24 protein-coding genes are annotated in these 26399 nt (G+C 62.2%); 4 read left to right on the top strand and 20 right to left on the bottom strand.

What is annotated here, in order from left to right:
- Positions 1–139: 139 nt before the first annotated feature.
- Entirely contained in the window at positions 140–1156 is a 1017-nt protein-coding gene (locus V7S54_RS28425; protein WP_065374396.1) for an alpha/beta fold hydrolase, read from the bottom strand.
- 196 nt (positions 1157–1352) lie between these two features.
- On the opposite strand from V7S54_RS28425, the gene V7S54_RS28420 reads away from it, so the two are divergent.
- Entirely contained in the window at positions 1353–1805 is a 453-nt protein-coding gene (locus tag V7S54_RS28420; protein WP_057249027.1) for a MarR family winged helix-turn-helix transcriptional regulator, read from the top strand.
- 349 nt (positions 1806–2154) lie between these two features.
- Here the strand turns inward: V7S54_RS28420 and V7S54_RS28415 are convergent, their stop codons facing one another.
- The 11 genes from V7S54_RS28415 to V7S54_RS28365 form a co-directional block, all read right to left on the bottom strand.
- The gene (locus tag V7S54_RS28415; RefSeq protein ID WP_057249026.1) at positions 2155–3273 is read right to left on the bottom strand and encodes a branched-chain amino acid ABC transporter substrate-binding protein; all 1119 of its coding nucleotides are present in this window, start codon (positions 3271–3273) and stop codon (positions 2155–2157) included.
- A gap of 116 nt (positions 3274–3389) precedes the next feature.
- Complete coding sequence (locus V7S54_RS28410) at positions 3390–3734, bottom strand: DUF6867 family protein (RefSeq protein ID WP_065374397.1); 345 nt, start codon at positions 3732–3734, stop codon at positions 3390–3392.
- A 24-nt stretch (positions 3735–3758) separates the two neighbouring features.
- Complete coding sequence (locus V7S54_RS28405) at positions 3759–4484, bottom strand: ABC transporter ATP-binding protein (RefSeq protein ID WP_057249024.1); 726 nt, start codon at positions 4482–4484, stop codon at positions 3759–3761.
- A complete protein-coding gene (locus tag V7S54_RS28400; RefSeq protein ID WP_065374398.1) occupies positions 4481–5374 on the bottom strand; it encodes an ABC transporter ATP-binding protein in 894 nt (297 codons plus the stop codon). Before V7S54_RS28400 ends, V7S54_RS28405 begins: the two co-directional genes overlap by 4 nt.
- A complete protein-coding gene (gene livM, locus V7S54_RS28395; RefSeq protein WP_057249022.1) occupies positions 5374–6759 on the bottom strand; it encodes a high-affinity branched-chain amino acid ABC transporter permease LivM in 1386 nt (461 codons plus the stop codon). Before livM ends, V7S54_RS28400 begins: the two co-directional genes overlap by 1 nt.
- Positions 6760–6763: 4 nt before the next feature.
- The gene (locus tag V7S54_RS28390) at positions 6764–7666 is read right to left on the bottom strand and encodes a branched-chain amino acid ABC transporter permease (protein WP_065374399.1); all 903 of its coding nucleotides are present in this window, start codon (positions 7664–7666) and stop codon (positions 6764–6766) included.
- Between the two features lie 289 nt (positions 7667–7955).
- Positions 7956–10382: a GcvT family protein gene (locus V7S54_RS28385; RefSeq protein WP_336409428.1), complete on the bottom strand. Its 2427-nt coding sequence runs from the start codon at positions 10380–10382 to the stop codon at positions 7956–7958.
- A 252-nt stretch (positions 10383–10634) separates the two neighbouring features.
- Positions 10635–11189 (bottom strand): sarcosine oxidase subunit gamma, encoded by a 555-nt coding sequence (locus V7S54_RS28380; RefSeq protein WP_065374401.1) that lies wholly within the window; start codon positions 11187–11189, stop codon positions 10635–10637.
- Between the two features lie 10 nt (positions 11190–11199).
- Positions 11200–14157 (bottom strand): sarcosine oxidase subunit alpha family protein, encoded by a 2958-nt coding sequence (locus tag V7S54_RS28375; protein ID WP_065374402.1) that lies wholly within the window; start codon positions 14155–14157, stop codon positions 11200–11202.
- Positions 14154–14432, bottom strand: a complete 279-nt coding sequence (locus V7S54_RS28370; protein WP_065374403.1) for a sarcosine oxidase subunit delta — start codon at positions 14430–14432, stop codon at positions 14154–14156. The genes V7S54_RS28375 and V7S54_RS28370 overlap by 4 nt, the downstream gene beginning before the upstream one ends.
- Positions 14433–14504: 72 nt before the next feature.
- A complete protein-coding gene (locus V7S54_RS28365) occupies positions 14505–15755 on the bottom strand; it encodes a sarcosine oxidase subunit beta family protein (RefSeq protein WP_065374404.1) in 1251 nt (416 codons plus the stop codon).
- Between the two features lie 231 nt (positions 15756–15986).
- Here V7S54_RS28365 and cysQ point away from each other — a divergent pair, with 231 nt between their 5' ends.
- Complete coding sequence (gene cysQ, locus V7S54_RS28360) at positions 15987–16763, top strand: 3'(2'),5'-bisphosphate nucleotidase CysQ (protein ID WP_065374405.1); 777 nt, start codon at positions 15987–15989, stop codon at positions 16761–16763.
- 19 nt (positions 16764–16782) lie between these two features.
- On the opposite strand, the gene V7S54_RS28355 is transcribed toward cysQ, so the two are convergent.
- Positions 16783–17157, bottom strand: a complete 375-nt coding sequence (locus V7S54_RS28355) for a response regulator (RefSeq protein WP_065374406.1) — start codon at positions 17155–17157, stop codon at positions 16783–16785.
- 191 nt (positions 17158–17348) lie between these two features.
- Entirely contained in the window at positions 17349–18095 is a 747-nt protein-coding gene (locus V7S54_RS28350) for a Crp/Fnr family transcriptional regulator (protein WP_065374407.1), read from the bottom strand.
- 201 nt (positions 18096–18296) lie between these two features.
- Here V7S54_RS28350 and V7S54_RS28345 point away from each other — a divergent pair, with 201 nt between their 5' ends.
- Together V7S54_RS28345 and V7S54_RS28340 are read left to right on the top strand one after the other, a co-directional pair.
- Complete coding sequence (locus tag V7S54_RS28345; RefSeq protein ID WP_065374408.1) at positions 18297–19154, top strand: SDR family NAD(P)-dependent oxidoreductase; 858 nt, start codon at positions 18297–18299, stop codon at positions 19152–19154.
- Between the two features lie 92 nt (positions 19155–19246).
- On the top strand, positions 19247–20803 hold the full coding sequence (locus V7S54_RS28340) for a VOC family protein (RefSeq protein ID WP_065374409.1): 1557 nt from the start codon (positions 19247–19249) through the stop codon (positions 20801–20803).
- A 148-nt stretch (positions 20804–20951) separates the two neighbouring features.
- On the opposite strand, the gene V7S54_RS28335 is transcribed toward V7S54_RS28340, so the two are convergent.
- From V7S54_RS28335 to V7S54_RS28310, 6 genes are all read right to left on the bottom strand, one after another.
- A complete protein-coding gene (locus V7S54_RS28335) occupies positions 20952–21515 on the bottom strand; it encodes an NADPH-dependent FMN reductase (RefSeq protein WP_336409427.1) in 564 nt (187 codons plus the stop codon).
- 192 nt (positions 21516–21707) lie between these two features.
- The gene (locus tag V7S54_RS28330) at positions 21708–22661 is read right to left on the bottom strand and encodes a ring-cleaving dioxygenase (RefSeq protein ID WP_065374411.1); all 954 of its coding nucleotides are present in this window, start codon (positions 22659–22661) and stop codon (positions 21708–21710) included.
- Between the two features lie 178 nt (positions 22662–22839).
- Positions 22840–23619, bottom strand: a complete 780-nt coding sequence (locus V7S54_RS28325; RefSeq protein WP_065374412.1) for a carbon-nitrogen hydrolase family protein — start codon at positions 23617–23619, stop codon at positions 22840–22842.
- Positions 23616–24416 carry an ABC transporter permease gene (locus V7S54_RS28320; protein ID WP_034798857.1) on the bottom strand — a complete coding sequence of 267 codons (801 nt, stop codon included), beginning with the start codon at positions 24414–24416 and terminating at the stop codon, positions 23616–23618. Before V7S54_RS28320 ends, V7S54_RS28325 begins: the two co-directional genes overlap by 4 nt.
- Positions 24413–25267 carry an ABC transporter permease gene (locus tag V7S54_RS28315; protein WP_057249007.1) on the bottom strand — a complete coding sequence of 285 codons (855 nt, stop codon included), beginning with the start codon at positions 25265–25267 and terminating at the stop codon, positions 24413–24415. The genes V7S54_RS28320 and V7S54_RS28315 overlap by 4 nt, the downstream gene beginning before the upstream one ends.
- On the bottom strand, positions 25264–26301 hold the full coding sequence (locus V7S54_RS28310; protein WP_065374413.1) for an ABC transporter ATP-binding protein: 1038 nt from the start codon (positions 26299–26301) through the stop codon (positions 25264–25266). The genes V7S54_RS28315 and V7S54_RS28310 overlap by 4 nt, the downstream gene beginning before the upstream one ends.
- Positions 26302–26399 lie beyond the last annotated feature (98 nt).

The following is a 26399-nucleotide window of genomic DNA, read 5'->3' as shown; positions in this document are numbered from 1 at the left end:
CTGCCTCCGGAACAGAATCGTCGAGAGATAGTGCACGAAACGGCGCGACGCGACAGCCATCTCGACACGCGAAACACCTATCACGAAAAGCGAAGAAGAGGCGCCGTTGCAGGCGCCTCTTCCCGTGACTTCAAACGCATCAAGCCTTGGCGAAGGCGAGCAGGTCGGCGTTGAGCTGATCCTTGTGCGTGTCGGTGATACCATGCGGCGCACCGGCATAAACCTTGAGCTCGGCATGCGGGACAAGCGTCTTCGAGGCCCGTGCGGCCGCATCGATCGGCACGATCTGGTCGTCGTCGCCATGGATGATCAGCGTCGGCACGTCGAACTTCTTCAGATCCTCGGTAAAATCGGTCTGCGAGAAGGCGACGATCGAGTCATAGGTGTTCTTGTGACCGCCCATCATGCCCTGCAGCCAGAAACTGTCGATCATGCCTTGAGAGGCAACCGCACCCGGTCGGTTGAAGCCGAAGAACGGGCCCGAGGCGATATCGCGGTAGAGCTTCGAGCGATCCTTGAGGCTTGCCGCCTGCAGGCCATCGAACACCTCCTTCGGCAGGCCGCCGGGGTTCTTGTCGGTCTTGACCATCAGCGGCGGCACCGCCGAGATCAACCCGGCCTTGGCGACACGGCTCGTGCCGTGCCGGCCGATATAGCGGGTGATCTCGCCGCCGCCGGTGGAAAAGCCGGCAAGGAAGATGGCCTTCAGATCCAGCGCGTTGATCAGATCGGCAAGGTCGTCGGCATAGTGATCCATGTCGTTGCCGTCCCAGGGCTGCGACGAGCGGCCATGGCCACGGCGGTCATGGGTGATGACGCGGAGGCCATTGTTGGCGAGGTGGAAGGCCTGCGCTTCCCAGCTGTCCGACGACAGCGGCCAGCCGTGGCTGAGCACGACGACCGGACCATCCTTCGGGCCCCAGTCCTTGTAATAGATCTCGACGCCATCGCGGGTGATGATGCGGCTGCCCGAAATCCCCCCACCTTGCGAACCGGCGCTCGACTGGTTGTTACTTGCCGCTGACACGTCGGCGGCCTTGGCCGGGCTGTTGACGGCCGATACGGCTGCAGCGGTCGCCGCAGCGCCGAAAGCGGCCGAGAGGACATCACGGCGGGAGATGCTGCTGGTTTCGGTCCTGCTGACTGCCTTGCTCATGGAGACGCTCCTTCTTCCCTGCGGTCATGCCGCGTTGCCGATAAATAATTAACGATTAGATCGTGCGCGATATATTCGAACTTAAATCGCCATCGATTAGATCGTGCACAAAGCTTTATAATGCGGTCGCACACCTGTCAATGCCTTGCGATTATATCGCGAACGATTTATTTTGAGGAAATGACAGGAGAGAACGATGACTGGCACCGAACTCAAAGATGACGATGCGATGCTGACTCTCGATAGTTTCCTCTGCTTTGCGGTCTATTCCGCAAACCACGCCTTAACGCGCATCTACAAGCCTCTGCTGGAGGAACTCGACCTCACCTACCCGCAATATCTCGTGATGGTGCTGTTGTGGGAAAAGGACGACCAGACCGTCGGCAGCCTCGGCGAACGACTCTTCCTGGAATCGAGCACACTCACCCCGATGCTGAAGCGCCTCGAAGCCGCCGGCTACATCGCCCGCGTGCGGGATAAGACAGACGAGCGGCAGGTCCGGGTACAATTGACCGATATGGGCAAGGCACTGCGCCGGAAGGCGGTCGATGTGCCGCGCGGCCTCACTGAGGCAACCAAACTCGGCGCCGATGATCTCGAGCGGTTGCGCGCCGAAGTCTCGTCACTGCGAGACACCTTGCTGAAGTAGCCAATCGCTGCGCCAAAGCCCCATCGCTAGTCTAGATGAACGCAGAAGGGATGCTTGGCCTTTGTTTCTAGAGCGCCGAGCGTTCAGACGAACGCACAAAGGACGCTCCACAGCGCCGCGCGTCTTATCAGACGCGCAAAGGTCGCTGCAGCACTTTGAATTGCTGCATGTTTTTGTCCTTTAATCGGATACGATTAAAGGAAACATGCAGTAGCACTTTGATTGTAGAGCATCTTTCCGCCTCCAGCGGCTCCACTTGAAGGCGGGTTTCTCTCGGCATCGCCAAAAAGAAAAGCCCGGCGATCGCTCGCCGGGCCTAACAGATCGGACGCGAGGTCCGAAATCAGAACTACTCGTTCTGGAAGTAGGTGTACTTGCCGTCGTCGCCCTTCTTCCAAGTGTACATGACGTAGTCCGGGCGGGTGATGTCGCCCTTTTCGTCATAGCCGAGCTCGCCGATCGCGGTCTTGAACGGACCCTTGGCCTTGATCGCTTCGGCAACCGCCTGCGCATCGGTCGTGCCGCCAGCCTTCGCAGCTTCTGCGATGACCTGGAGAGCGGCGTAGGAATAGAGCGTATAGGCTTCCGGCTCGAAGCCGGCAGCACGGAACTTCTCGACGAGTTCCTTGGAAGCGGGGTTCTTGCGCGGATCCGGCGCGAAGGTCATCAGCGTGCCGTCGACGGCGTCGCCGGCGATCGAGGCCAGTTCGTTCGAAACGATACCGTCACCCGACATCATCGTTGCCTTCAGGCCCTGGTCCTTCATCTGGCGCATGATCAGGCCGGCCTCGGTGTGCAGACCGCCCCAGTAGACGACCGAAACGCCGGCTTCCTTCATCTTGGCGATCAGAGCCGAGAAGTCCTTGTCGCCGATGTTGACACCTTCATAGAGAGCTTCGGTGAGGCCGGCTTCGTTCATCGCCTTCTTGGTTTCATCAGCAAGACCCTGACCATAGGGGGTCTTGTCATGAATGACGGCGATCTTCGCGTCTTTATGGTTGGCGGCGAGGAAGGCGCCGGCAACTGCGCCCTGCTGGTCGTCACGGCCGCAGGTGCGGAACGTGTTCCACATACCGCGCTCGGTGAACTGCGGGTTGGTCGCAGACGGCGTGATCTCCAGGATGCCGTTTTCGGCATAGACTTCCGATGCCGGGATCGACACACCGGAGTTGAAGTGACCAACGACGAACTTCACACCGTCAGCGACGAACTTGTTGGCGACCGAGATGCCCTGCTTCGGGTCCGAAACGTCGTCGCCGAGCACAAGCTTGATCTGTTCCCCGTTGATACCGCCAGCGGCGTTGATGTCGGCAGCGGCCTGTTCGGCACCTTTCTGGAGCTGCGCACCGAAGGCGGCGTTCGGGCCAGTCAGCGGGCCGGCGACACCAACGAGAATATCAGCCCAGGCCGTGCCGCTGAAGGCGACCATTGCCGTCAGCGCAACGGCCGACAGAAGAGATTTTTTCATTCTTGTTACTCCCAAATATTCGAGCGGGTCTCGTTATCAACCTGCGCAATGCCCACCATAGTTGCGCCGGTGTTTCCTTCGCACCGGCCGCGGCGGACCGGCACGCGCTGTTCCCTTTATTTGGTTTTCCAGGAGAAGGGTGAAGCCTTCTCGTAGAGCCAGTAGTAGATTTTGGTCATTTGCTTGGTCCGGTAGTACCGGAAAGCTGCGGTAGCAAACAACAAAAGCACGATCGTGTCCACGATATAGTATTGCAGGCTGAACATCGTGCCGCCGAAGAGGGCGTGATGGATGAAACGGATCGCCAGCCCGAGCAACGCCACGTAGAGCAACAGGCGCGGCATGCCTTCCCAGCTTTCGGCCACGCTCTTGCCCGTGCGCCAGGCGGTCCAGCCGCCAAGCACGCAGCTTATGAAAAGAAACTGCCAGATCGACGCTTCTTCGTAGAGAATTCCCTGCATGTCACTTGCTCCAGATGCGGCCGATCAATGACGGCCGCCTTCGAGATAGGCCGCGCGCACTTCCGGATTGGCGAGCAGATCCCTGCCGCTGCCGCTCATCGTCACCCGTCCGTTGACCATCACATAGCCGCGGTCCGAAAGCTTGAGCGCGCCGAAAGCGTTCTGCTCGACGAGGAAGACGGTCAGGCCTTCCTCCTTGTTGAGTTTCTTGATCGCTTCGAAGATGCCCTTGACGATCAGCGGCGCGAGACCAAGCGACGGCTCGTCGAGAAGCAACAGTTTTGGCCGTGCCATCAGCGCGCGGCCGATCGAGAGCATCTGCTGCTCGCCGCCTGACAGCGTGCCGCCGCGCTGCGCCTTACGCTCCTTGAGCCGGGGAAAGAGCCTGAAGATCTTTTCCACGTCCTCGTCGAAATGCTTCAGGTTGTCGAGGCTCGCCCCCATCTGCAGGTTTTCGAAAACCGTCATGCGCGGGAAGATGCGGCGGCCTTCCGGCGACTGGGCAATCCTCATACGCGCGATTTCGTGGGTCGGCAGGCGCGTGATGTCATGGCCGTCGAACATCACCGTGCCGGTGCGCGCCTGCGGGCTGCCGCAGATCGTCATCATCAATGTCGACTTGCCCGCGCCGTTGGCACCGATCAGCGAAACGATTTCTCCGCGATGGACCTCGACATCGACGCCGCTCAGCGCCCGAATGTTGCCGTAGTAGGTTTCGACGGCTTTCACTTGCAGCAGCGGCGCAGTCATTGCTTGGTGCCTCCCTGCCCGCCTTCGATTTCCTCGATTTGTTCGATCACCTGTTCAACCTCTTCATCCTCGACACCTAGATAGGCCGCGATGACCCTTGGATCGTTCTTCACGAAATTCGGGGTGCCGTCGGAGATCTTCTGCCCATATTCGAGCACGACGACATGGTCCGATATCTCCATGACCACGGACATGTCATGCTCGATCAGCAGGATGGAGGTGCCGGTGTCGCTGCGGATGCCCTGCAACAGTTCATTGAGGGCATGCGATTCGCGCGGATTGAGGCCAGCCGCAGGCTCATCGAGGCACAGCAACTCCGGTCCCGTGCACATGGCACGAGCAATCTCCAACCGCCGCTGCGCGCCGTAGGGCAAGTCCCCGGCCGGGTCGTCTGCCCGGTCGATCAGCGATGCCTTTTCGAGCCAATGCTTGGCGAGTTCAGTTGCCTCCCTGGAGGCCTGCCGGTAGGCAGGAAATCCAAGGAGCCCGAGCACGGTATAGCCCGACGCCAGCATCAGTTTGTTGTGCTGCGCGACCAGCAGGTTCTCGAGCACGGTCATGCCGGAGAACATCCGGATGTTCTGGAACGTACGCGCCACCTTTGCATGCTTGGTGATCTCGAAGTCCGGCAGCCGCTCGAGGAGATACTCCTTTCCGGACTTCTGCTTCATCGTGATCATACCCATCGTCGGCTTGTAGAAACCGGTGATGCAGTTGAATACCGTCGTCTTACCTGCCCCGTTCGGGCCGATCAGCGCGGTGATGTCGCCGCGATAGGCCTCGAAAGAGAAGTCGTTGATGGCCATCAGACCGCCGAAGCGCATCGACAGGTGCTCAACCTTGAGAATGGGGTCTTGTGTCATTGTCATCGTCGTGGTCTCGAGGGCCATCAGCCATGCCCTTCCTTGGTAAAGCTGCCGGAGACGGCCTTGCGTTCGCGCAGGAACGCGGTCGGTTCACGCGATCCAACGAAGCCGCGCGGCTTCCAGACCATGACGACGACCATGGCCAGGCCAAAGATCAGCATGCGGTAGAGTTCCGGCGTGAAATTCGGTCCGAAGACGGCCTTCAGGAAGTCAAGCTCACGCAGAATTTCGGTACCGCCGATCATGACGATCGCTGCGATCGCAATGCCGGTCAGCGACCCCATGCCGCCGAGGACGACGATCGCGAGGATCACTGCGGATTCGAGGAACACGAAGGATTCGGGCGACACGAAGCCCTGGCGTACCGCGAAGAAGGACCCGGCGATGCCGCCGAACATGGCGCCCATGGCGAAAGCCGTCAGCTTGGTGGTAACCGTGTTGATGCCAAGCGACTTGCAAGCGATCTCATCTTCGCGCAGCGCTTCCCAGGCGCGCCCGATCGGCATCCGACGCATGCGGATCGTCACGAAGGCCGTGATCAAGCAAAGACCGAGGATCAGGTAGAATAGGAAGATCTTGTAGTAGACCGACGAGATCGGCAGCCCCATCAATGCGGCAAAGCCATCCTTGGAGGCATCGAACTTGATGCCGAACAGCGTTGCCTTGGCAATGCCGGACACGCCGAACGTACCTTTGGTGACCTCGGTCCAGTTGATCAGGACAAGACGGATGATTTCGCCGAAGGCGAGCGTGACGATCGCCAGATAGTCTCCGCGCAGACGAAGCACCGGGAAGCCGAGGACCACGCCCCAGCAGGCGGCGAGGAGGCCGGCCACCGGCAACAACACCCAGAAGGACAGGCCCAGATAGGTGGAGAGCAGCGCGTAGGAATAGGCACCGACTGCGTAGAAAGCGACGTAACCGAGGTCCAGCAGGCCGGCGAGGCCGACGACGATGTTCAGGCCCCAGGCGAGCATCACATAGATCAGGATCTGGATGCCGAAATTGTCCACCCATTTCAGCGAGCCCTGAACACCGGTTAGGGCGACGATGACCGGCGGATAAAGGATCAAGGCAAGTATCGCAATCGTCGAGAAATTGCGGCTGAAGAAGCTTTCCTCCTTGGCAACTTCCGGCGCCGCCGCTTTGGCAGCCTTTCGCTGGGCAAGCCGAGGTTGGACATAGGCGACCATGAGGAAGCGGCCAACCATGGCGATGATCACGAAGATCGCCAGCAGGCCCCAACGTTGTGTCAGGATCAGCTCGTTGCGGATGTTCTGGTCGGTCTTGAGGCCGACGAACAGCACGAACAGTCCGAGCGTGATGAGGCCCGCGAAGACAGACTCGCGCAGGGCCCGCGCCGTCACCTCAGTGCCGGCGCTTGCAGTTGTAGAAGCAATGTTTGCCATTGAATTATACCTTCTCGACTTCCGGTCGTCCGAGAATACCCGACGGCTTGAAGATCAGAACGATTGCGAGAATGGAGAATGTCGCAACGTCCTTGTAGTCGATGGTGAAATAGGCCGACCACAGGGACTCGATCAGGCCGATCAGAAGTCCGCCCAAAACAGCGCCCGGCAGCGAGCCAATGCCTCCGAGAACGGCGGCGGTGAATGCCTTGACCCCGGGAACGAAGCCGTCGGTAAAAACGACCACGCCGTAATACATCAGGTACATGGTTCCCGCGACAGCAGCGAGTGCCGCACCCATGATGAAGGTCACCGAGATCGTACGATCGACGTCGACGCCGAGCAGAGCCGCCATCTTGCGATCCTGCTCGGTGGCGCGCTGTGCACGACCAAGCGGCGTCCTGTTGACGATGTACCAGAAGACGGAAAGCAGGATCGCCGTGATGATGATGATGATGATCTGCTTCAGCGAAATGGAGATGCCGAAAACGTCATAGACGGACGAGACGAGCGGCGGGATCGGCTTGTTGCGCGGTCCCTGCGTCACCTGGATGAAGTTCGACAACACGATCGACATGCCGATTGCGGTGATCAGCGGCGCCAGCCGGAATGACCCGCGCAGTGGCCGGTAGGCCACCTTCTCGATCGTCCAGTTCCACAGCGACGCCGCGAGCATAGCCACGATCATCATAAGCAAAAGCGCAAGTACAACCGGCACGCCTGCTATAAATGAGGTAAGAAGCAGAAAGACAATCAAAGCAGCAAAGCCGCCGAGCATGAAAATATCGCCGTGGGCGAAGTTGATCATGCCAATGATGCCGTAGACCATGGTATAACCGATTGCGATCATACCATAAATAGACCCAAGAGTCAGCCCGTTGACGAGCTGCTGGACGAAATACTCCATCAATCTTCCCCTGGACCAGATCCTTGAAGGTCCGGTCTCTTGTTTTTTGAGCTCATTTTGAGCGCTGTGTTTGATCGATTCCATACCTTTTTCAAACAAAAAGGAAAGCTAAAAAACGCAACTTCGGCAAAATCTTCCTCGATAAAATCGATTTGACGCTTTTAGAGCCAGAAAAACCAAAACTTCCGCAGCTTTCGCCCGCAAAATCATCAACTTTAGTCGTAGATTCCCGGGGATTCGCCTGGCGGCCTGGCCACCAAACGGCCAAGCCGGTGCACTGTTTCGCGGCTCACGTGCGCATCCGCTGCCCGTTTGCGTCGAACAAGGGATTCGGCTGGAGGCGTGCCGGCAGAATCTCGCCCAGGAGTTCGATCGACCAGCCATCGCTGCGATCGGCGATCTCCTTCGGTACGTAACCCATGGCCACCGAAACGCCGCTCGTGTGCGCATAACCGCCCGATGTCACCCATCCGCGCACGACGCCGTCGAGATAGATCGGCTCGTCGCCGATGACGTCGGCATCCCTGGCCTCGAGGACGAAGGTCCTGAGACGCAGCGCGCCGCCGTCCGCCTTCTCCTTCATTGCAGCCGCCTTGCCGATAAAGTCCGCGTCCTTGCCGGTCGCGATGAAGCGGCCGAGGCCGGCCTCGACCGGGCCATAGAGCGGCCGGTACTCGCGCGCCCAGCTGCCGAAGGATTTCTCGACGCGCAGCGCATTCAGCGCCCTGAGGCCGAACAGCCGGATCCCGGACGCTGCCCCCTTCTCCATCAGCAGCTCGAAGAGATAGCGCTGGTACTCGGGCTTCATCCAGATCTCGTAGCCGAGATCGCCGGTGTAGCTCACACGGCCGACGATCACGGACGCCATGCCGAGATCCATCCGGCGGATGTCCAGGAATGGAAAAACGGCGTCGGAGACGTCGAGATGAGTGAGGCCGGCGAGCACGTCGCGCGCCTTCGGCCCGGCGATCGACAGGCCAACCAGTTCCAGCTTCAGCGCCTTCAGCGAAACCGAGCCGTCCTCAGGCAGATGGGCCTCGAACCAGCGCATGTGGTAATCCTCGGCAATGCCCGAGCCGACCAATAGGAAGTCTTCCTCCCCGAGCTTTGCCAGCGTGAAGTCGCCGATCAGCTTGCCGTCGTCCTTCAGCATCGGCGCCAGCGTCATGCGCCCCACCTGCGGGATTCGGCAGGCGAGTATCCGGTCGAGCCAGGCTTCACCGCCCTCGCCCGTGATCGCATATTTGGCAAAGCCCGACGTCTCCATCAGGCCGACGCCCTCACGCACGGCGCGCGCTTCCGCGCCAACCGTGTCGAAATCCGTCGAGCGCCGCCAGGAAAAGGCGTCCTTCACCCCTTCAGGCGCGAACCACAGCGGCGTTTCGAGCCCATAGGACGCACCGAAGACCGCGCCGGCCGCCTTCAGCCTGTCGTAGATCGGCGTCGTCAGCAGCGGCCGCGCACCCGGCAGTTCCTCGTTCGGATAGCGGATCGAGAAGCGGCGTGAATAGTTTTCTCGCACCTTGGCATTGGTATAGGCGAGCGTGGCGAAATCGCCGTAGCGGGAAACGTCCATGGCAAAGACGTCAAAACCGGGGTCGCCATGGATCATCCAGTTGGCGAGCGCCAGCCCGACGCCGCCGCCCTGGCTGAAGCCGGCCATGACGGCGCAGGCCGACCAGAAGTTCCTGAGACCACGCACGGGACCGACAAGCGGATTGCCGTCCGGCGAGAAGGTGAAGGGGCCGTTGATGATTTTCTTGATACCGGCCCTGTTGAAGGCGGGGAAATGCCGGAACCCGACTTCGAGTTCCGGCGAGATGCGATCGATGTCTTCGGCAAGCAGTTCGTGGCCGAAGTCCCAGGGCGTGGAGATCGGCGACCATGGGCGGCAGGCCTTCTCATAGGTGCCCATCAGCATGCCGTTGCGCTCCTGGCGCAGATAAATCTCGCCGTCGAAATCGACGCAGTGCATCAGCTCCTTGCCGCGCGCCTGGTTGAATTCGACCACCTCGGGCATGTCCTCGGTGATGAGATACATGTGCTCCATCGCAAGCACCGGCAGCTCGAGGCCGACCATGCGACCGACCTCGCGCGCCCAGAGACCGGCAGCGTTGACGACATGTTCGGCGACGATTTCGCCCTGGTTGGTGATCACCCGCCAGGAGCCGTCCTCCCGCTGCACCAGGTCCTCGACCTTGGTGTGCAGGTAGATCTCGGCGCCGTTCTTCTTCGCCGATTTGGCGTAGGCATGCGTCGTGCCATAGGGATCGAGATGGCCCTCGACCGGATCGAAAACCGCGCCGACGAACTGGTCGGGATCGAGCAACGGCATCAGGTCGTGCGCTTCCTTGGGCGTCAGCAGCTCGGCCTCGAGCCCCATGTAACGCCCCTTGGCGAGGATCGACTTCATCCAATCGAAGCGCTCCTTGGTGGCCGCCAGCATCATGCCCGACGTCATGTGCAGGCCGACGTCCTGACCGGAATACTCCTCAATCTCCTTGTAGAGCTCGACCGTATATTTCTGCAGCTTGGCGACGTTCGGGTCACCGTTGATCGTGTGCATGCCGCCGGCCGCATGCCAGGTGGATCCGGACGTGAGCTCCGATCGTTCGAGCAGGACAGCATCGGTCCAGCCGAACTTCGTCAGGTGATAAAGCACCGAGCAACCGACGACACCGCCTCCGATAACGACGACCTTGGCATGGCTTTTCATGCGTACACTCCGTCTTCCCATGCTCCTGCCGAGGCATGGCCAAATTGTCAGGAAGAAAATCAAGCACGGCGACCGCTTACCTTCCGGACAGAAGCACAGGCGGCGAATGATGGCAGCCTAGTCAGAAAGGCGGCGCCGATAAAGACACGGCTGCGAAGGACGCTTGTCCATTTCCGCCGTTTGCTGGCGGATGGGCGACCCGTTTGCGGCATTCGATGCCGCATTTGCTTTCAGCCTCTCGAAAGTGGCCGTTCAGTCTGAAAAAGCGGCGGTGAGATCGAAAGCCCGCCCCATCCGCATCAGGTCGTCGAAGAGCGATTCGGCGTAGCTCCGCGGCACGATCAGTTCAAACGTATCCTCGTCCGTCCGGGCGAGATTGACCGGGATATGGCCGCACAGAACATTGGCACTCCCCCCAAGCGAGAAGGTCGCGGGATGAACGTCGAGGCCGATACCTTTGGCAAGGATGCTGCGCGCGTTCGGGCCGGTGAGGCGGAAGACGACGCGCCCGTCGCTTTGGTCGACGACATAGGCGCCCCCGTCGCAGAGCTCTTCGAGGCGACGCACGAGCCCGCTCGGCGCTTCGACCTCGGAGACTACCAGCCATTCCCCAGGGCCAGAGAAACGCAGCGACAGTTCGGGCACCGAAGCAATCGCCTGCTGCACTGCCTCCGCCTGCCCGGCACGGGCGAGCACCGTCGCCATCGCACGCCAATGGCCGACCATCAGGTGATCGGCGGCCGCGGGCCTCGGTGCGGAGCGCAGTTTCTGTTCCAGTGCGTGGCGGTTGTTGTAGTCGCGAACCATCACCGCCTCCTCAGGCCTTCAGCTTTGCGTTTTGCGGATCGACGAAGACCGGATCGCAGACCTCGGCAACGATCTCCTGATCGCGCAGCTTGTCAAAGACGATGACCTTCTCGCCATATCGCTCACGCCCGGATTTCAAGAAGGCGAGCGCAATGGCGTGCCCGAGTACGGGCGAGAAGCCGGCCGAGCTTACCCAGCCCTGATCGTTCAGCGTCGAGGGCTTCGTACCTTCCTTGAGCAGATGGGCGCCGGCGCGCATGTCCTTGTCCGTATCGACCGGTTTCAACCCGACGAGCTGCATGCGGTCGGCCGCCGTCAGCCCGTAGCGCGTCGACAGCCGCTTGCCGATGAAGTCGACTTTCTGCATCGACAGCATGCGGCCGAGACCGGCGTCGTCGGGCGTCACGCGACCATCGAATTCGGCGTGCGTCAGCAGTCCCTTCTCCAGCCGCAGCACGTTGAGCGCCTCGACGCCATAGGCGCAGATATCGTGGGGCCGACCGGCCTCCATGATCTGGTCCGCCACCGCTTCGCCGTAACCGGCCGGCACGGCCAGTTCGAAGGCGAGTTCCCCGGAGAAGGAGATGCGGAAGAGCCGCGCGGACACGCCGCTTTTCAGAACGATCTTCCGAGCGGACAGGAACGGAAATGCGTCGTCGGAAATGTCGCCGTCGACAATCTGCTGCAACACCGCGCGCGCCTTCGGGCCGGCAATCGCCATCTGCGCCCATTGGTCGGTCAACGACGTGAAACGGACTTCGAGGTCCGGCCACAGCGTCTGGACGCAATATTCCATGTGCGCCATGACCGGGCCGGCCATCGCCGTCGTTGTGGTCACGAAGAAATGCGCCTCGTCGAACCGGCTCACCGTGCCGTCGTCGAAAACGAACCCGTCCTCGCGCAGCATCAGGCCATAGCGCGCCTTGCCAACAGGCAGCTTCAAGACCGGGTTGCAGTAGAGCCGGTTGAGGAACTCCGCGGCGTCAGGGCCGAAAACCTCGATCTTGCCGAGCGTCGAGACGTCGCAGAGGCCGACATTGGCTCGCACGTTCAGCACTTCGCGATCGACGCTTTCGCGCCAGGTCTTCTCGCCGGCGCGCGGGAACCACGCCGATCGATGCCAGAGCCCCGCCTCGACGAAGGTCGCACCGTTTTTCATCGCCCAGCCATGCAGCGGCGATTTCCGCGCCGGCGCCGCGTGTTCGTCGCGTGCCGTCCCCGCAAGCGCACCGAAGGAGACTGGCGTGTAGAAAGGCCGGAAGGTCGTGGTGCCGACCTCCGCCGGGCTGACACCGCGCATGCCCGCGAGTATGCCGACGGCGTTGATGTTGGAAAGCTTGCCCTGGTCGGTCGCCATGCCGTTGGTGGTGTAGCGCTTGGCGTGCTCCACATGACCGAAGCCTTCACGAAGCGCGAGGCCAAGATCCTTCGCATGCACGTCGTTCTGGAAATCGACGAAGGCCGTCGACTTGGCGCCCGGTACGTACCAGAGCGCAGCAAAGGAAGAGGCTTCTTCAGCATCGACGACGGGAACGGCGGCCGAAACAGCGTTGAAACCGAGATCCACCGCAATCGTTGCGGCCTTGTCCGCACCATCGGATAGGCAGCCGGCGAGCGTATAGATACCGTTGGCAGCACCGACGGGGCGCAGACCAGCGCCGACATCGGGAGCGGCGAATGCCTTCAACTCCTCCGACCAGACCGGTCTTGCGCCACGCTGGCAGGCAAGATGCACGACCGGGCTCCAGCCGCCGGACATGCCGAGCGCATCACAGGCGATCAGTTCCTCGAAGCCGGAGCGTTCGACGACGATGCCCTTGAGACGTTGCCTGCCCTTGGTGTCGACGACGGAGGCCGAACGGATGACCCTGATGCCATCGGGCGCCTGATCGCCGGATTCCGCTCGGGCATCGACGATCGCTGCGATCGCGACGCCTTTCGCAGACAGCGCCCGCGCCGTGCGATAGCCGGCACTGCCGCTGGTGAAGAGCGCGACCGTCTTGCCTGCGGCCACACCGTAGCGTTCGGCATAGGTGGCCATGGCACCGGCCATCATCACGCCCGGGCGATCATTGCCGCCGAAGACCAGCGCGCGTTCCTCGGCACCGGTTGCGAGCAGCGCGCGCTTGGCAACGATGCGCCAGACGCGCTCGCTCACAAACTTCGACGACGGCTCGGCGACGTGCTTCTGCACGCGTTCGACCGCGCCGAAGACGTTGTCGTCGTACCAGCCGAAAACCGTGGTGCGCGACAGCAGGGTGACGTTGGGCAGCGATTGCAGTTCGGCGACCGTTCGGTCGGCGAAGACGGATGCCGGGGCGCCGTCGATCGTCTCGCTGGTCGAAAGCAGGGAACCGCCGAGCCGGAAATCCTCGTCTGCAACGATGACGCGGAGGCCGGCGCGGCCGGCCGTCAGCGCCGCCATCAATCCGGAGGGACCGGCGCCGACGACGAGCAGGTCGCAGAAAGCCCAGGATTTCTCGTAGGTCTCGGGGTCGCGCTCGAGCACCGCCCGGCCGAGGCCGGCAGCACGGCGAATGACGGGCTCGTAGACCCGCTCCCAGAACTGCTTCGGCCACATGAAGGTCTTGTAGTAGAAGCCAGCGCCGAGGAAGGGCGACAGCGCGCCGTTGACTGCCCCGACATCGAAGCCGAGCGACGGCCAACGGTTCTGGCTTCGCGCCGTCAGCCCGCCATAGAGCTCGGCGACGGTCGCCTTGGTGTTCGCATCGGTGCGGGCACCGGAGCCGATGGTGACGAGCGCGTTCGGCTCAGAGGGCCCGGCGCTGACGATGCCGCGCGGCCGATGGTACTTGAAGCTGCGGCCGACGAGCATCTGGTCGTTGGCAAGGAGCGCCGAGGCCAGCGTATCGCCCGCAAAGCCGCGCAATGGACTGCCGTCGAAGGTGAAGCTCAGCGTTTTGCTGCGATCGATCAGACCGCCGGAGGAGAGACGATAGCCGGTCATCGCTCAACCCTCCGCGCAAACTCGGCGGCATCGACGACGGAATAGACCTCGTGTGTGGCCGTATCACGCTCGACGACCAGGAAGCGGCGACAGCCGGCAACGTGATGCCAGTGCTCGAAGGTCCGGCCGCGCGGGTTGGCACGCACATAGACATAGTCGTGCCAGGCTTCGTCAGAGTCCATCGGTTCGGGGCGGCCGCGCGAGGCATCGCCGCGGATCGCGAATTCTTCCTTCGGTCGAACCCCGCAATGCGGGCAGGTAATCAGGCTTGCCATTGTCTTCCGTATCCTGAAGCCGACCTCGGCCCTCGTTCATTCCGTACTGCCGGGCGGGCCGGCAAAGTGCTGTCAGTGAAGGTTGGGCTGCGGGCCGGCGCCGGCCTCGTCGACGGCATAGCCGCGGGCGAAGCGATCGAGCCTGAGAGCGCGCGCCACCGGATGAGTGTCGTTCTTGGCGATCAGGTGGGCGAAACAGTAACCGGAGGCCGGCGTCGCCTTGAAGCCGCCGTAGCACCAGCCGCAGTTCAGGTAGAGATTGTCGATCGATGTACGGTCGATGATGGGCGAGCCGTCCATGCTCATGTCCATGACGCCGCCCCAGGCGCGCAGCACCCGCACTCGCGACAGGCCGGGGATCATCGTCACCCCCTCCTCCATCACATGCTCGGCGGTCGCAAGATTGCCGCGCTGAGCATAGGAGGAATAGCCGTCGATCTCGGCACCGAAGACGAGGCCACCCTTATCCGACTGAGAGATGTAGAAGTGGCCGCCGCCGTAGACGATCACATGGTCGATGCAGGGCTTCAGCCCCTCGGTCACGAAGGCCTGCAGCACATGGCTTTCAAGCGGCAACTTGAGGTCCGCCATCTCGCCGACGCGCGAGGAGTTGCCGGCCGCAGCCAGCGCCAGCTTGCCGCAGCCGATGAAGCCCTTGGTCGTTTCGACGCCTGTGACGACACCGTTCTCGCGGCGGATGCCGGTCACTTCGCAATGTTCAATGATGTCGACGCCATGCCGGTCGGCACCGCGCGCATAGCCCCAGGCGACCGCATCGTGTCTCGCCGTGCCGGCACGCCGCTGCAACAGGCCGCCGAGGATCGGATAACGGGCGTGGTCGTAATTGAGAAAGGGGATCATCTTCTTCAATTGTTCACGCTCGATGAGCTCGGCCGCCACGCCTTCCATCCACATTGCGTTGCCGCGCCGGACATAGGCGTCGCGCTGGGCGTCGCTGTGGTAGAGCATGATGACGCCGCGTTGCGACAGCATCACATTGTAGTTGAGATCCTGCTCCAGCCCTTCCCAGAGCTTCATCGAGAACTCGTAGAACGGCTCATTGCCCGGCAGCATGTAGTTGGAGCGCACGATCGTCGTGTTGCGCCCGACATTGCCCGAGCCGAGATACCCCTTCTCCAGCACCGCGACGTTCTTCACACCGAATTCCTTGGCGAGGTAGTAGGCGGTCGAAAGACCGTGCCCGCCGCCGCCGACGATGATCACGTCGTAATGCGGTTTCGGCTGGGGCTGGCGCCATTGCGGCTTCCAATTCAGGTTTCCGGAAAGGGCGTTCCTGACGAGCGAGAAGGCGGAATAACGCATGAAGGCATCCAGGTGAGTTGCGTCGGCACATTTGCACAGCCGTGAGGCGGAAGCCAAGACGCAAGCCTGTCGCAGGTGCAAAAAACCGTTCGCTGCCTCATCGTGCACCTCACTGCGCGGCGGAATGGATCGATGTTCGTCTCCAATCGAATGCGCCTACCGCCAAAAGCACGGGTACCATCCTGTTCCCGATATGCTATGGGCTTGGTGATGGACGGAAAGTAGGGGCGAATGCTGGAGATACTGCAACAATCGGCGATAGCAGCGGGTCGGGCCATTCTCGACATCTACAACGCTGGCCCGACGGTCACCTACAAGCAGGACTGTTCGCCGGTCACCGACGCCGATGCCTGCGCCGAGCGCATCATCCTGGCTGACCTCGCCCGCGCCTTTCCGGAGATTCCCGTTGTCGCCGAAGAGGCCGTCGCCGCCGGCTTCGTGCCTGACATCGCCGGCAAGTCCTTCTTCCTTGTCGATCCTCTCGATGGCACGAAGGAATTCATCGGCCGACACGACGACTTTACCGTCAACATCGCGTTGATCGAGAACGGCGCGCCCGTGGCCGGCGTCGTCTACGCACCGGCGCTCGGCATCCTCTATGCGGCGAACCACGGCAAGGCGGTGAAGGCAGTCATCGACGAGACCTTTCGCCTCGACCATGAAACGATCATTGGCTGCCGCAGTTGCGGCGATCGCATGGTGGGTCTAGCCAGCCGTTCGCACAACAGCGCCGAGACGATCGCCTACCTCGCCGAGCACGGCATAGCCGACTACAGAGCGGTCGGATCGTCGCTCAAGTTCTGCCTTCTCGCCGAGGGGCTCGCCGACGTCTATCCACGCTTTAGCCGTACGATGGAATGGGACACGGCCGCGGGCGATGCCATCCTCCGGGCAGCCGGCGGCGAAACGCTGACGATGGACGGTGCGCCGCTCACCTACGGCAAGCGCAACCAGAAGGACGACAGCGACTTCGCCAACCCCTGGTTCGTTTCGCGCGGCAAGCCGTAAGTATCCCGCCGGGAACCCGTCACTCTTGCCGAATTCCGGCCGCGATCAGCTGGCCGAGCGTCCTCTCGTTGAACGGCTTGTCTATCCGCGGGACGTCCCGCAGATGTCTTGGGAAAAGCTCCACGTCGCTGTAGCCGCTGGTGAACCCAAACGGCATGCCGCGCGCGAGCATCTCATCGGCAACGCCGAAGCTCGTATGGTTATCGAGACGGACGTCGAGGATTGCAAAGTCAAAGCTCTGTCGAGACAGGATCTCCATCGCCTCGTCCGCATTCGCCGCGATCGTCACCTCGGCAATACCGAGCGACGTCAGAATTTCTTCGGCATCCGATGCAATGAGGAAATTGTCTTCGAGAACAAGAACGGCCCGGACATGCGGCGGAACTTCGTCCATCCAGCTTACTCCACCTTTTGCGCGCACCGACAGGGCATTTGCGCCGATAAGAGCAAGCTATAGGCGCCTCGAGGCGGCCCGGCATTTAAATAAGACATGTAGCGCCGATTGGGGCCAAGCGCGGAACAACCGACCGTTACCGACGTTCAACACCGGTACGCGGCGGCGGCGCCGCATCCGTCTTTCCACTCTCAAATGAACGGACGCTTGGTTTCTCGGTATCCGTCCCACCCGGAGATCGCCAGCAAGCCCTTGATATCGCCGACGTTGCAGCCTTTTTCCGCCCAACGGATGACACCGCGCGCCGCAAGCTTCTTCAATGTCTTGTTGGTATGCACGATCGAAAGCCCAAGCGTGTCCGCCACGTGCTGCTGGGTGATCGGAATGGCGACGCGGTTGCCATCGAACAGGTTGAGCGCCTCCGCTCTCTGATAGAGGAAGGCAAGCAGGTACGCGGCTCTCTCAAGGGCCGACCGGCGGCCGATGCTCAACAGGTTCTCGTCGAGGATTCGCTCCTCGCGCGCCGCGATCCAGGTGAGGTCATACGCAAGTTCCGGGTAGCTCTTGTAGAGCGCATTGAGCTTGTTCCGCTCAAAGACGCAGAGCGTAACGGGAGACAAGGCTTCGATGGAGTGCTGCATCTCGCCCAGCAGTGATCCCTGCAGGCCGACGAGATCACCGGGCATGACGTAGTTCAGGATCTGGCGGCGGCCATCATCGAGCGTCTTGTAGCGAAATCCCCAACCTGAAAGCACAGTGAAGAGATGCGCGCTCTGGGCGCCCTCGACGAGGATCGTCGCACCCGCATCGACTGCGAGTTCACCGATCTTGAAGCGCGAGACATAGGCGAGCTCGTCACTCGTGAAGGCGCGAAAGTGATCAAGCTTCCGCAGGGGACAGTTCTCACAAGGGGTACGCTTTTCGCTCCGCCCATTCATCTTTTTCCGTTGCCTCCACTCGCTTGCCTGGGTGCTCGATACAAAGCTGCAGGTAGCGCCAGTGTTCCCTGGGGCAAGGATTGCTTTGAAAATAAACGGTTTTCGGTGTCTCACCTGCCGTCAGCTTTAACACGCGGCAATAGACAGGCGGCGGCGAGCGCCCTATCTCTTGCATTCGATCCCACCGCTGGAGCTTCCGCCATGCTGCACCCCGCCTTCGCCCCCAACAATGTTGCCGTCGTCACCGGCGCCGCCTCCGGCATTGGATTGGCAGCATCGCGCCATTTCGCCTCGCTCGGCCTGCGCGTCGTGCTCGCCGATCTCGCAGGCGAGAGATTGGACAAAGCGGCCGCCGAGGTCGCTGCCGTCGCGCCGGCGGGTGCGCAGCATGTCGTTGCGATCCCGACTGATGTCTCGCGGCTCGAAGATCTGGAAGCGCTCGAACGCGAGACGCGTCAGCGGTTCGGCGAGGTGCACGTGCTGATGAACAATGCCGGTATCCAGCCCGGCAGCGCCATGCTCGGTGCGTTGGCAGCCTGGGAGGCGACGATCGGCGTCAATCTCTGGGGTGTGATCAACGGCGCACGCGTTTTCGCGTCAGGAATGATCGCCCACGGCAAGTCGGCGGTCATCATCAACACCGGCTCGAAACAAGGCATCACCACCCCGCCGGGCGACCCGGCCTACAATGTCTCCAAGGCGGGTGTGAAGGTCTTCACCGAAGCGCTGGAACACGAGTTGCGCAACACGGCCGGCAGCCAGGTTCATGCTCATCTCTTGATCCCCGGCTTCGTCTATACGTCGCTGACGGCCCATGGCCGCACCGAGAAGCCCGCCGGCGCCTGGACGGCCGAGCAGACCGTCGACTTCATGATGGAAAGCCTCGCCCGCGGCGATTTCTACATCCTCTGCCCCGACAACGACGTCCCCCGCGCCACCGACGAGCGACGTATTCTCTGGGCTGCCGGCGACATCGTCGAAAACCGACCGCCGCTCTCCCGCTGGCATCCGAAATACGGGGAAGCGTTCAAGGCGTTCCTCGAAAAGGATCGCGACTGATCCTCGGACGTAAACACAGCGTTCGCCGCAGCGCTTCTGGTGCCGGCGCCGCGCTTCGTGTTTTGTGAGCAGAGACCAATGAGGAATCAAGAATGACGAGCGGCATCCACCACATCACCCTGATTGCCCGGAAGGTTCAGGCAAACGTCGATTTCTATGTGGGCTTCCTGGGTTTGCGCCTCGTCAAGCGGACGGGCGGCTACGAAGACGCCAACCAGCTGCACCTCTTTTATGGTGACGCCGAGGGCTCGCCCGGATCGCTCGTCACCTTCCTGATGTGGGAGGACGGCGGTCGCGGCCGGGTCGGTCACAGCCAGCCGAGCGAGATCGCCTTCGCCATCCGGCCGGAGAGCATCGGCTTCTGGCTGACCCGGGCGCTGCAATTCAACATCGCCACCTCAGGACCGTCGCAGGAGTTCGGCGAGCCGGTTCTGCGCATCAAGGATCCGGACGGCGTGATCGTCAAGCTCGTCGGCACCGAGGCGGTTTCGGCCACGGCTCCCTGGAGCACGCGCGATATCCCGGAGGAAGATGCGATCCGACGCCTGCGCGGCGCCACGATCCTTACCGAGAAGCCGGCTGAATCCGTTCGCTTCCTGAAAACGCACTTCGGCTACGGTGAAACGGCCTCCAGCGACACGATCCGTCGCCTCACCTCCGCCTCCGGCGACGTCATCGACGTGCGCGACGCAACCGGCTTCTGGACGTCTGCTCCCGGAACCGGGACGATCGACCACGTTGCTTTCCGCGCGCCGGATCGGGCTGCCGTGGAACAAGTGGGGGCCGACCTGCGGCGCGATGGCGCCGGCGCCATCAACGCGCATGATCGCAAATACTTCTATTCGCTCTACGTGCGCGAGCCCGGCGGCTCGCTCTACGAACTGGCAAGCGACGTGCCCGGCTTCACCGTCGACGAACCCGAGGAAACCCTCGGCACCGAACTCTTCGTCCCCGCGCATTTCGGCGCTGCCAGGGAAGAACTGCTGCTCGCCATGCCGCAGTTCGCACTGCCGGGAGAACCGCGCCTGACGCAAAGGGATCTGCCCTTCGTGCACCGTTTCTACCATCCGGAGCAACTGAACGACCGCACCTTCATGCTGCTTCACGGTAGCGGCGCCAACGAGACGCAGCTTCTCCATCTTGCGCACCAGGTCGACCGTGAAGCGACACTCATCGGCATTCGCGGCCGGGCGAATGAAGAGGGTTTGCCGCGCTGGTTCCGCCGCTATTCGCCGACGACCTTCGACCAGAAGGACGTGCGCGCGGAGGCAGACGCTTTCGCTGCCTTCGTCGAAGGGGCCGAAGACGGCTACCGCATCGATCTCGAGAAGACCGTCTTTATCGGCTACTCCAACGGCGCCAACCTGCTGGTCGCGCTGATGCTCCTGCATCCGGGACTGCTCCGCAACGTCGTGCTGATGCGCTCGATGCTCGTCCTTGACGACGTGCCGCCGCCGGATTTGACCGGGACGAACATCCTGCTGCTGACAGGACAGCACGACAGCTACGGAGAATTCGCGCCTCGCCTGAAGGAAGAGCTTTCCCGGACCGGCGCCGATCTGACGACGGCCGAACTCGATATGGGTCACGAAATCGGCGCGCCGGACATTGCAGCGATCCAACAATGGCTGAAGGAGAAGGGGCTGTAAGGCCCCGCCCCGCCTCCGACTATCGGGCACCCCCCTCTGCTCGGGCTTGACCGGAGCATCCATTGCCAAGCCGGTGCCGCATCGTGGATCTCGGGTCGAAGCCGAGGATGACGAGACGAGAGCGTCGCGTTACGACGATGTCAGCCGCCTACGCTTCTTTTTCCGCCCCGGCATAATCCGCAAACGCCTTGACGAAGGCCTTGAGCCGATCGCGCGCGGCCTCATCCGTCAGCGTCCCCTCGTCATCGAAAAGCGTGTCCGCCTTGGGCAGCATCAGCCGCTTGCCCGACCAGAGCTCGGCACCGAGCGTGCGCATGACGGGCAGCCAGGCATTCTGGCTGAGAATGGTGCCGAAATTGCCGGGCGAGGCGCCGGCGAGCGCGAAAGGCCGGTTGCGAAACACCTTGGCGATATCGGCCGATGGCCGGCTCAACCAGTCGATCGCGTTCTTGAACACGCCGGGAATGGAGTTGTTGTATTCAGGCGTGAACAGGATGACGCCATCGGCGGCCATCACCTGCTGCTTAAGCGCCGTCACAGCCGGCGGAATACCGCTCTCTTTTTCGATATCGCCATTATAGAGCGGAATACCGTGCAGGGTCGCGGTGTCGAATTTGACGTCATCCGGCAGATTTTCCGCGGCCGCCCGCATCAGGCCGGTGTTGAACGACGCTTTGCGCAGGCTCCCGGATATGCCGAGGATTTTCGTCATGAGATCTGATCCTTCCTACTCTACAGGCGGGATGCGGGCCGAAAGCCGCACATTTTTTTCCTCACCCCGCTCTGTTTCAGAACGCAGCAGCCGTCATGATGGGTCCGTGCGAGGCCGATGTCCAACAGGACCGGAGGGATAGAGACAAAAAAGCCGGGGACGAAACCCCGGCTTGTCGTTCGGACCAGACTGTTAGACCAGCGGCTTCAGCCGTGCCTCGATCTGGGCGCGCTTCGGCTCCAGGAACGGCGGCAGCGACAGGCTCTCGCCGAGCGTTTCCATCGGCTCGTCGACGGCGAAACCGGGACCGTCGGTCGCGATCTCGAAGAGAACGCCATTCGGCTCGCGGAAATAGAGCGAGCGGAAATAGAAGCGCTCGACCTCGCCGCTGGACGGCAGGCGGAAGCCATTGAGACGTTCGGTCCATTCCGTCAGCGCCGCATTGTCGGGCGCCCGGAAGGCGACGTGATGCACCGCACCGGCACCCTGCCGGGCAATCGGCAGACCCGGCTGGACCGCGACATGCAGTTCCGCCGCAGGACCGCCTTCGCCCATCGTGAAGACATGGACCTCACCCTCACCATCCGGCGACGGATAGGTCCGCGCCGCGCTCATGTTCATCACATGAGTCAAAACCAGTTCTGTGTTGGTGATGTCGGGCACGCTGATCGTGATCGGCCCGAGGCCCTTGATCTGATGTTCGGCCGGAACCGGACTCTTTTCCCAGGGATGCGAGGGCTGAAGTCCACCGTCGTCGATCAGCCGGAAGCGCTGGCCTTCGCCGTCCTCGAAATCAAGCGAGATGCGGCCATCGATCTCGATGACGTCTCCGGCCGTAACCTTGAGTTCGTCGAAACGACGCTTCCACCAGCGCACGCTTTCCGCGCTACCAACCCGCAGACCCGTGCGCGAAATGCTGTGTGTGCCGCGGCCTTCGGGCCCGACCGGCCAGTCGAAGAAGGTCAGGTCCGTTCCGGGCGTGGCACGGCCGTCAGCGTAGAAAAGGTGATAGGCGGTGGTATCGTCCTGGTTGACGGTCTTCTTGACCAGCCGCAGCCCGAGCGTCTCGGTGTAGAAGCGCAGGTTCTCCGGCGCGTTCGCGGTGATCGCCGTCAGGTGATGGATCCCAGTCAGTTGCAAGCTCATGATTGCCTCCAATGCGTGGCATTTCTGTTGAGCACCATATGGGATGTCGGATCGTTTCCGACAGTGGATCAATAAAGAACGGAACGTTCCCTCACGGTGAACAATCACCCCCGCGTCGTCGCTGAAAAAGCACCGACTTCATGGTTGCCACCAGCGAGATCGGGCGTAACCGGCACCCTCAGCGTCGATTGAGATCGCCGAGATAGGTGTTTTCAAGGCGGGAGATTGCATAGGCCTGCGGGTCGATGTCGACTAGCAGCATGGTTTCCTGTCCCGCCCCCGCCTTGGCGAGCAACTGCCCGTCGGGTGCGGCGATGCGCGACAGGCCGGCGAAGGAAAACAGCGGATCCGAGCCGTGATGATTGATGTAGGCGACGAACACCTGGTTTTCGAAGGCGCGCGTCTGGATCATGTGCTCCGCGATGAAATCTCCGGACCAGCCGGCGGGCAGTGCCGTCGGCACCAGCACGGCCTCGGCACCGGCCAGAGCCAGTCGCCGGACGTTCTCCGGAAACTCGACGTCGTAGCAGATCAGCATGCCGCAGGTGACGCCGCGGTGGACGAAGAGCCGGGTCGACGGTTCCGGCGCCCTGAAAATCGCGCGTTCGTAATCGCCGTAGAGATGGGACTTGCGGTAGACGACAGGTGTCGCCGCGCCGTCGACATAGACGGCGCTGTTGTAGACGTCCTTGCCATCCCGCTCGGCAAAGCCCGCGATGAGCGCGATACCCGTCTCCGTCGAAATCGCCTGGAGACGCTCGACGATCGCACCGTCTGCGGGCTCGGCGAGCGAAGTCAGCGCTTCACCGGCGCCGTAGCCGGTGATACCGAGCTCCGGCGTCAGCAGCAGCGTCGCCCCTTCTGCCGCGGCGTCCGCCGCAGCACGTGCGATCCGGTCGAGATTGGCGGCGACGTCACCCGCCACCGATTGCATCTGGAGGGCGGCGAGCTTCATCATTTTCCGTCCGACGACATGGCGCCAAGCAGCTTCGGCAGGTCGCCAAAACGGGCGACAAGGCTGAAGATCACCGCGGCCGTCGTGACGAAGAGCACGGTCACCGACGCCATGGTCGGCGTATAGCCGTAGCGAAGCGCGTTGAAGATCTTGATCGGCAGCGTTTCCACGGTGAAGCCGACCGTCATATAGGCAACGATGTATTCGTTGAGCGACAGCACGAAGGCGAAAGCATAGCCGGAAACGATATAGGGCAGGATCAGCGGCAGCACGACAGTGCGGAAGATCGTGCGCTCGTCAGCGCCCATGGTCGAGGCTGCCTCAACCAGGGAACGGTCGATCGAGGTGAAGCCGAGCGACAATGTCACCAGCGGCAGCGTCACGAAGAAGATCGCGTGGCTGACCACGGCTGTCCAGGGCTGACCGTAGAAGCCGACCGTCGCCCAGAAGGTGAGCATGCCGAGCGCGGTGATAACAGGCGGCAGCGTAAAGGGTGCGACGCCGAGAAGCTGGAAGATGTTCGCCCAGGGCGCAATACGCCGCCACAGGAACCAGGAGAGCGGCAGCGCGATCGCAACCGCAAGCGCTGCCGAAAGCACAGCGAGCGTCACCGAGGCAAAAAGGGCGTTCCGCCATTCCGGATTGAGAAAGATCTCGCCGTACCAGGAGAGCGAAAAGCCCTGGGGTGGAAAGGCGAGCGTCTGCTTCTGATTGACCGAGACGCCGGCAACGACGATCAGCGGCAACGACAGGAACAGGCCAATCAGGAAGAAGTAGGCCTTGCGGAAGATCGAGGTCATGCCGCTTCTCCCTTGCGTCCGGCAATCACGGTGAGTGCCACGAGGCCGAGCGTCACGAGCACGAGGAAAACGGCCATGGCGGCGGCGAACGGCATGTTCGACTGGTAGATCGCCTGGTCGGTGATCAGCACCGACAACGTCCAGTGCTGCGGCCGGCCGAGAAGCTGCGGCAACAGGTAGGAGCCGAGCGCGAAGATGAAGACCATGATCAAGGTGGCGGTGATGGTGTTGCGCAGCGCCGGCACGACCACGGTGAAGAAGGCTTTGAGCGGCGAGGCGCCGAGCGTGCGCGCCGCTTCCGTCAGGGTCGGATCGAGACGCACGAGCGCCGGGAAAAGCACCAGCACCGTATAGGGGAAGGCCTGATAGACCATGCCCGTCAGAACGGCACCAAAACTCGGCGTCAACGCCTTGGCCTCGGCCATGATGCCGAGCGCGACCAGGATATTGGTGATGCCGGCGGTGCGCGAAAACAGCGTCGACCAGGCAAAGCCGATGATGACTTCCGACAGCGACAGGATCGAGAGAAGCGCCACCAGCCAGACGACCTGCACCTTCCGCGCCATGCGCGTCAGCATGTAGGTGAAGGGCAAGGCCAGCACGACGCAGCAGATCGCCACGATGATGGCGAGCATCAGCGAGAAGCCGAGCACGCCGCCGAAGAAGACCGAGAGGAAGCGGGCGTAATTGTCGAAGACGAAGGCCGGCGTATAGAAGCCGCCCTGCTGGCGCTGGAAGAAGCTGACGGCGATCATCGTGCCGAAGGGCACGACGAAGAAGATCGTCAGCATCGCCGCAGGAAAGAGAAGCGGCAGGTAGTCACCGAGGGTCTGGGGCGGTTCGCGTCTCATTTCTTCAGCACCACGCAGACATCGGGAGTAAGCGCGATACCGACCTCCTGGCCGACGGTGACGTCGGGCCGGGCGCGCGGCGTGGAGACGGCGACGATCTGGTGTCCGGCGATGTCGACGAAGGTTTCGATCGTGCCGCCGAGATCACGCACGAAAGTGACCTTGCCGGTGAGCGCGCCGGCGCCGGGCGCTGTCAGGTGCACATCTTCCGGGCGCACCGACAGGGTGCCCTTGGCGGCACCGGCCGGCAATTCAAGGCCGGGGATCGCCTGGCCGAGAACGACGGCGCGGCCAGAGCTGTCGCCCGTAACATCGAGCAGGTTCGTCTGGCCGATGAAGTCGGCGACGAAGCTGTCGGCTGGTCGGCGATAAATCTCGATCGGCGAAGCGGCCTGGCGGATTTCGCCGCCGCTCATGACGACGACGGTATCGGCCATGGTCATCGCTTCGCGCTGGTCGTGGGTAACGACGATGGTGGTGATGCCGAGCTTCTGCTGCAACTGACGCAATTCCACCTGCATCGCCTCGCGCAGCTTCGCGTCGAGTGCCGACAGCGGTTCGTCGAGCAGGAACAGTTTCGGCGAAATCGACAGTGCGCGCGCGATCGCCACGCGCTGGCGCTGGCCGCCCGAGAGCTTGGCGACGGGACGGTCGGCATAGCCGGTGAGATGGATCATCGACAGCAACTCGTCGACGCGCTTCTTCTGGTCTTCTTTTGCCGCACCGCGGATGCGCAAGGGATAGGCGATGTTCTCGCCGACGGTCAGGTGCGGAAACAGCGCCAGCGACTGGAACACCATGCCGAGATTGCGCTTGTGTGTCGGTACCCGGGTAATGTCCTCGCCGTCGAGCCGGATCGCCCCGCCGGTCGGCAGATCGAGACCGGCGATCATCCTTAAGAGCGTAGTCTTGCCGCAGCCGGACGGTCCGAGCATGCAGACGAAGGTGCCGTGCGGCACCGTCAGGTCGACATTGTTGACGGCCCTGAAGGTTCCGAATTCCTTGACGACGTTTTGAAGGGCAAGTCCGGACATTGTTTCTCCGCGGAATGGTCCCCTCCTCCTCATGGGAGGGGTTCAGGCGGGAAGCGGCCGGCAGCCCCTCCCCGTCGTTAGGTCGGTGTTTCTCCCCG

The organism is Ensifer sp. CCNWLY38, assembly GCF_037120565.1.
Classification (GTDB): Bacteria; Pseudomonadota; Alphaproteobacteria; order Rhizobiales; family Rhizobiaceae; genus Ensifer; species Ensifer adhaerens_H.
The sequence above is the reverse complement of the archived record's forward strand: the minus strand, read 5'-3'. Positions and strand labels throughout refer to the sequence as shown.

Excerpts from the sequence above, each read along its gene's own strand:
- V7S54_RS28425 (WP_065374396.1), bottom strand. The coding sequence starts at position 1,156 with ATGAGCAAGGCAGTCAGCAGGACCGAAACCAGCAGCATCTCCCGCCGT.
- V7S54_RS28420 (WP_057249027.1), top strand. The coding sequence starts at position 1,353 with ATGACTGGCACCGAACTCAAAGATGACGATGCGATGCTGACTCTCGAT.
- V7S54_RS28415 (WP_057249026.1), bottom strand. The coding sequence starts at position 3,273 with ATGAAAAAATCTCTTCTGTCGGCCGTTGCGCTGACGGCAATGGTCGCC.
- V7S54_RS28410 (WP_065374397.1), bottom strand. The coding sequence starts at position 3,734 with ATGCAGGGAATTCTCTACGAAGAAGCGTCGATCTGGCAGTTTCTTTTC.
- V7S54_RS28405 (WP_057249024.1), bottom strand. The coding sequence starts at position 4,484 with ATGACTGCGCCGCTGCTGCAAGTGAAAGCCGTCGAAACCTACTACGGC.
- V7S54_RS28400 (WP_065374398.1), bottom strand. The coding sequence starts at position 5,374 with ATGGCCCTCGAGACCACGACGATGACAATGACACAAGACCCCATTCTC.
- livM (WP_057249022.1), bottom strand. The coding sequence starts at position 6,759 with ATGGCAAACATTGCTTCTACAACTGCAAGCGCCGGCACTGAGGTGACG.
- V7S54_RS28390 (WP_065374399.1), bottom strand. The coding sequence starts at position 7,666 with ATGGAGTATTTCGTCCAGCAGCTCGTCAACGGGCTGACTCTTGGGTCT.
- V7S54_RS28385 (WP_336409428.1), bottom strand. The coding sequence starts at position 10,382 with ATGAAAAGCCATGCCAAGGTCGTCGTTATCGGAGGCGGTGTCGTCGGT.
- V7S54_RS28380 (WP_065374401.1), bottom strand. The coding sequence starts at position 11,189 with ATGGTTCGCGACTACAACAACCGCCACGCACTGGAACAGAAACTGCGC.
- V7S54_RS28375 (WP_065374402.1), bottom strand. The coding sequence starts at position 14,157 with ATGACCGGCTATCGTCTCTCCTCCGGCGGTCTGATCGATCGCAGCAAA.
- V7S54_RS28370 (WP_065374403.1), bottom strand. The coding sequence starts at position 14,432 with ATGGCAAGCCTGATTACCTGCCCGCATTGCGGGGTTCGACCGAAGGAA.
- V7S54_RS28365 (WP_065374404.1), bottom strand. The coding sequence starts at position 15,755 with ATGCGTTATTCCGCCTTCTCGCTCGTCAGGAACGCCCTTTCCGGAAAC.
- cysQ (WP_065374405.1), top strand. The coding sequence starts at position 15,987 with ATGCTGGAGATACTGCAACAATCGGCGATAGCAGCGGGTCGGGCCATT.
- V7S54_RS28355 (WP_065374406.1), bottom strand. The coding sequence starts at position 17,157 with ATGGACGAAGTTCCGCCGCATGTCCGGGCCGTTCTTGTTCTCGAAGAC.
- V7S54_RS28350 (WP_065374407.1), bottom strand. The coding sequence starts at position 18,095 with ATGAATGGGCGGAGCGAAAAGCGTACCCCTTGTGAGAACTGTCCCCTG.
- V7S54_RS28345 (WP_065374408.1), top strand. The coding sequence starts at position 18,297 with ATGCTGCACCCCGCCTTCGCCCCCAACAATGTTGCCGTCGTCACCGGC.
- V7S54_RS28340 (WP_065374409.1), top strand. The coding sequence starts at position 19,247 with ATGACGAGCGGCATCCACCACATCACCCTGATTGCCCGGAAGGTTCAG.
- V7S54_RS28335 (WP_336409427.1), bottom strand. The coding sequence starts at position 21,515 with ATGACGAAAATCCTCGGCATATCCGGGAGCCTGCGCAAAGCGTCGTTC.
- V7S54_RS28330 (WP_065374411.1), bottom strand. The coding sequence starts at position 22,661 with ATGAGCTTGCAACTGACTGGGATCCATCACCTGACGGCGATCACCGCG.
- V7S54_RS28325 (WP_065374412.1), bottom strand. The coding sequence starts at position 23,619 with ATGATGAAGCTCGCCGCCCTCCAGATGCAATCGGTGGCGGGTGACGTC.
- V7S54_RS28320 (WP_034798857.1), bottom strand. The coding sequence starts at position 24,416 with ATGACCTCGATCTTCCGCAAGGCCTACTTCTTCCTGATTGGCCTGTTC.
- V7S54_RS28315 (WP_057249007.1), bottom strand. The coding sequence starts at position 25,267 with ATGAGACGCGAACCGCCCCAGACCCTCGGTGACTACCTGCCGCTTCTC.
- V7S54_RS28310 (WP_065374413.1), bottom strand. The coding sequence starts at position 26,301 with ATGTCCGGACTTGCCCTTCAAAACGTCGTCAAGGAATTCGGAACCTTC.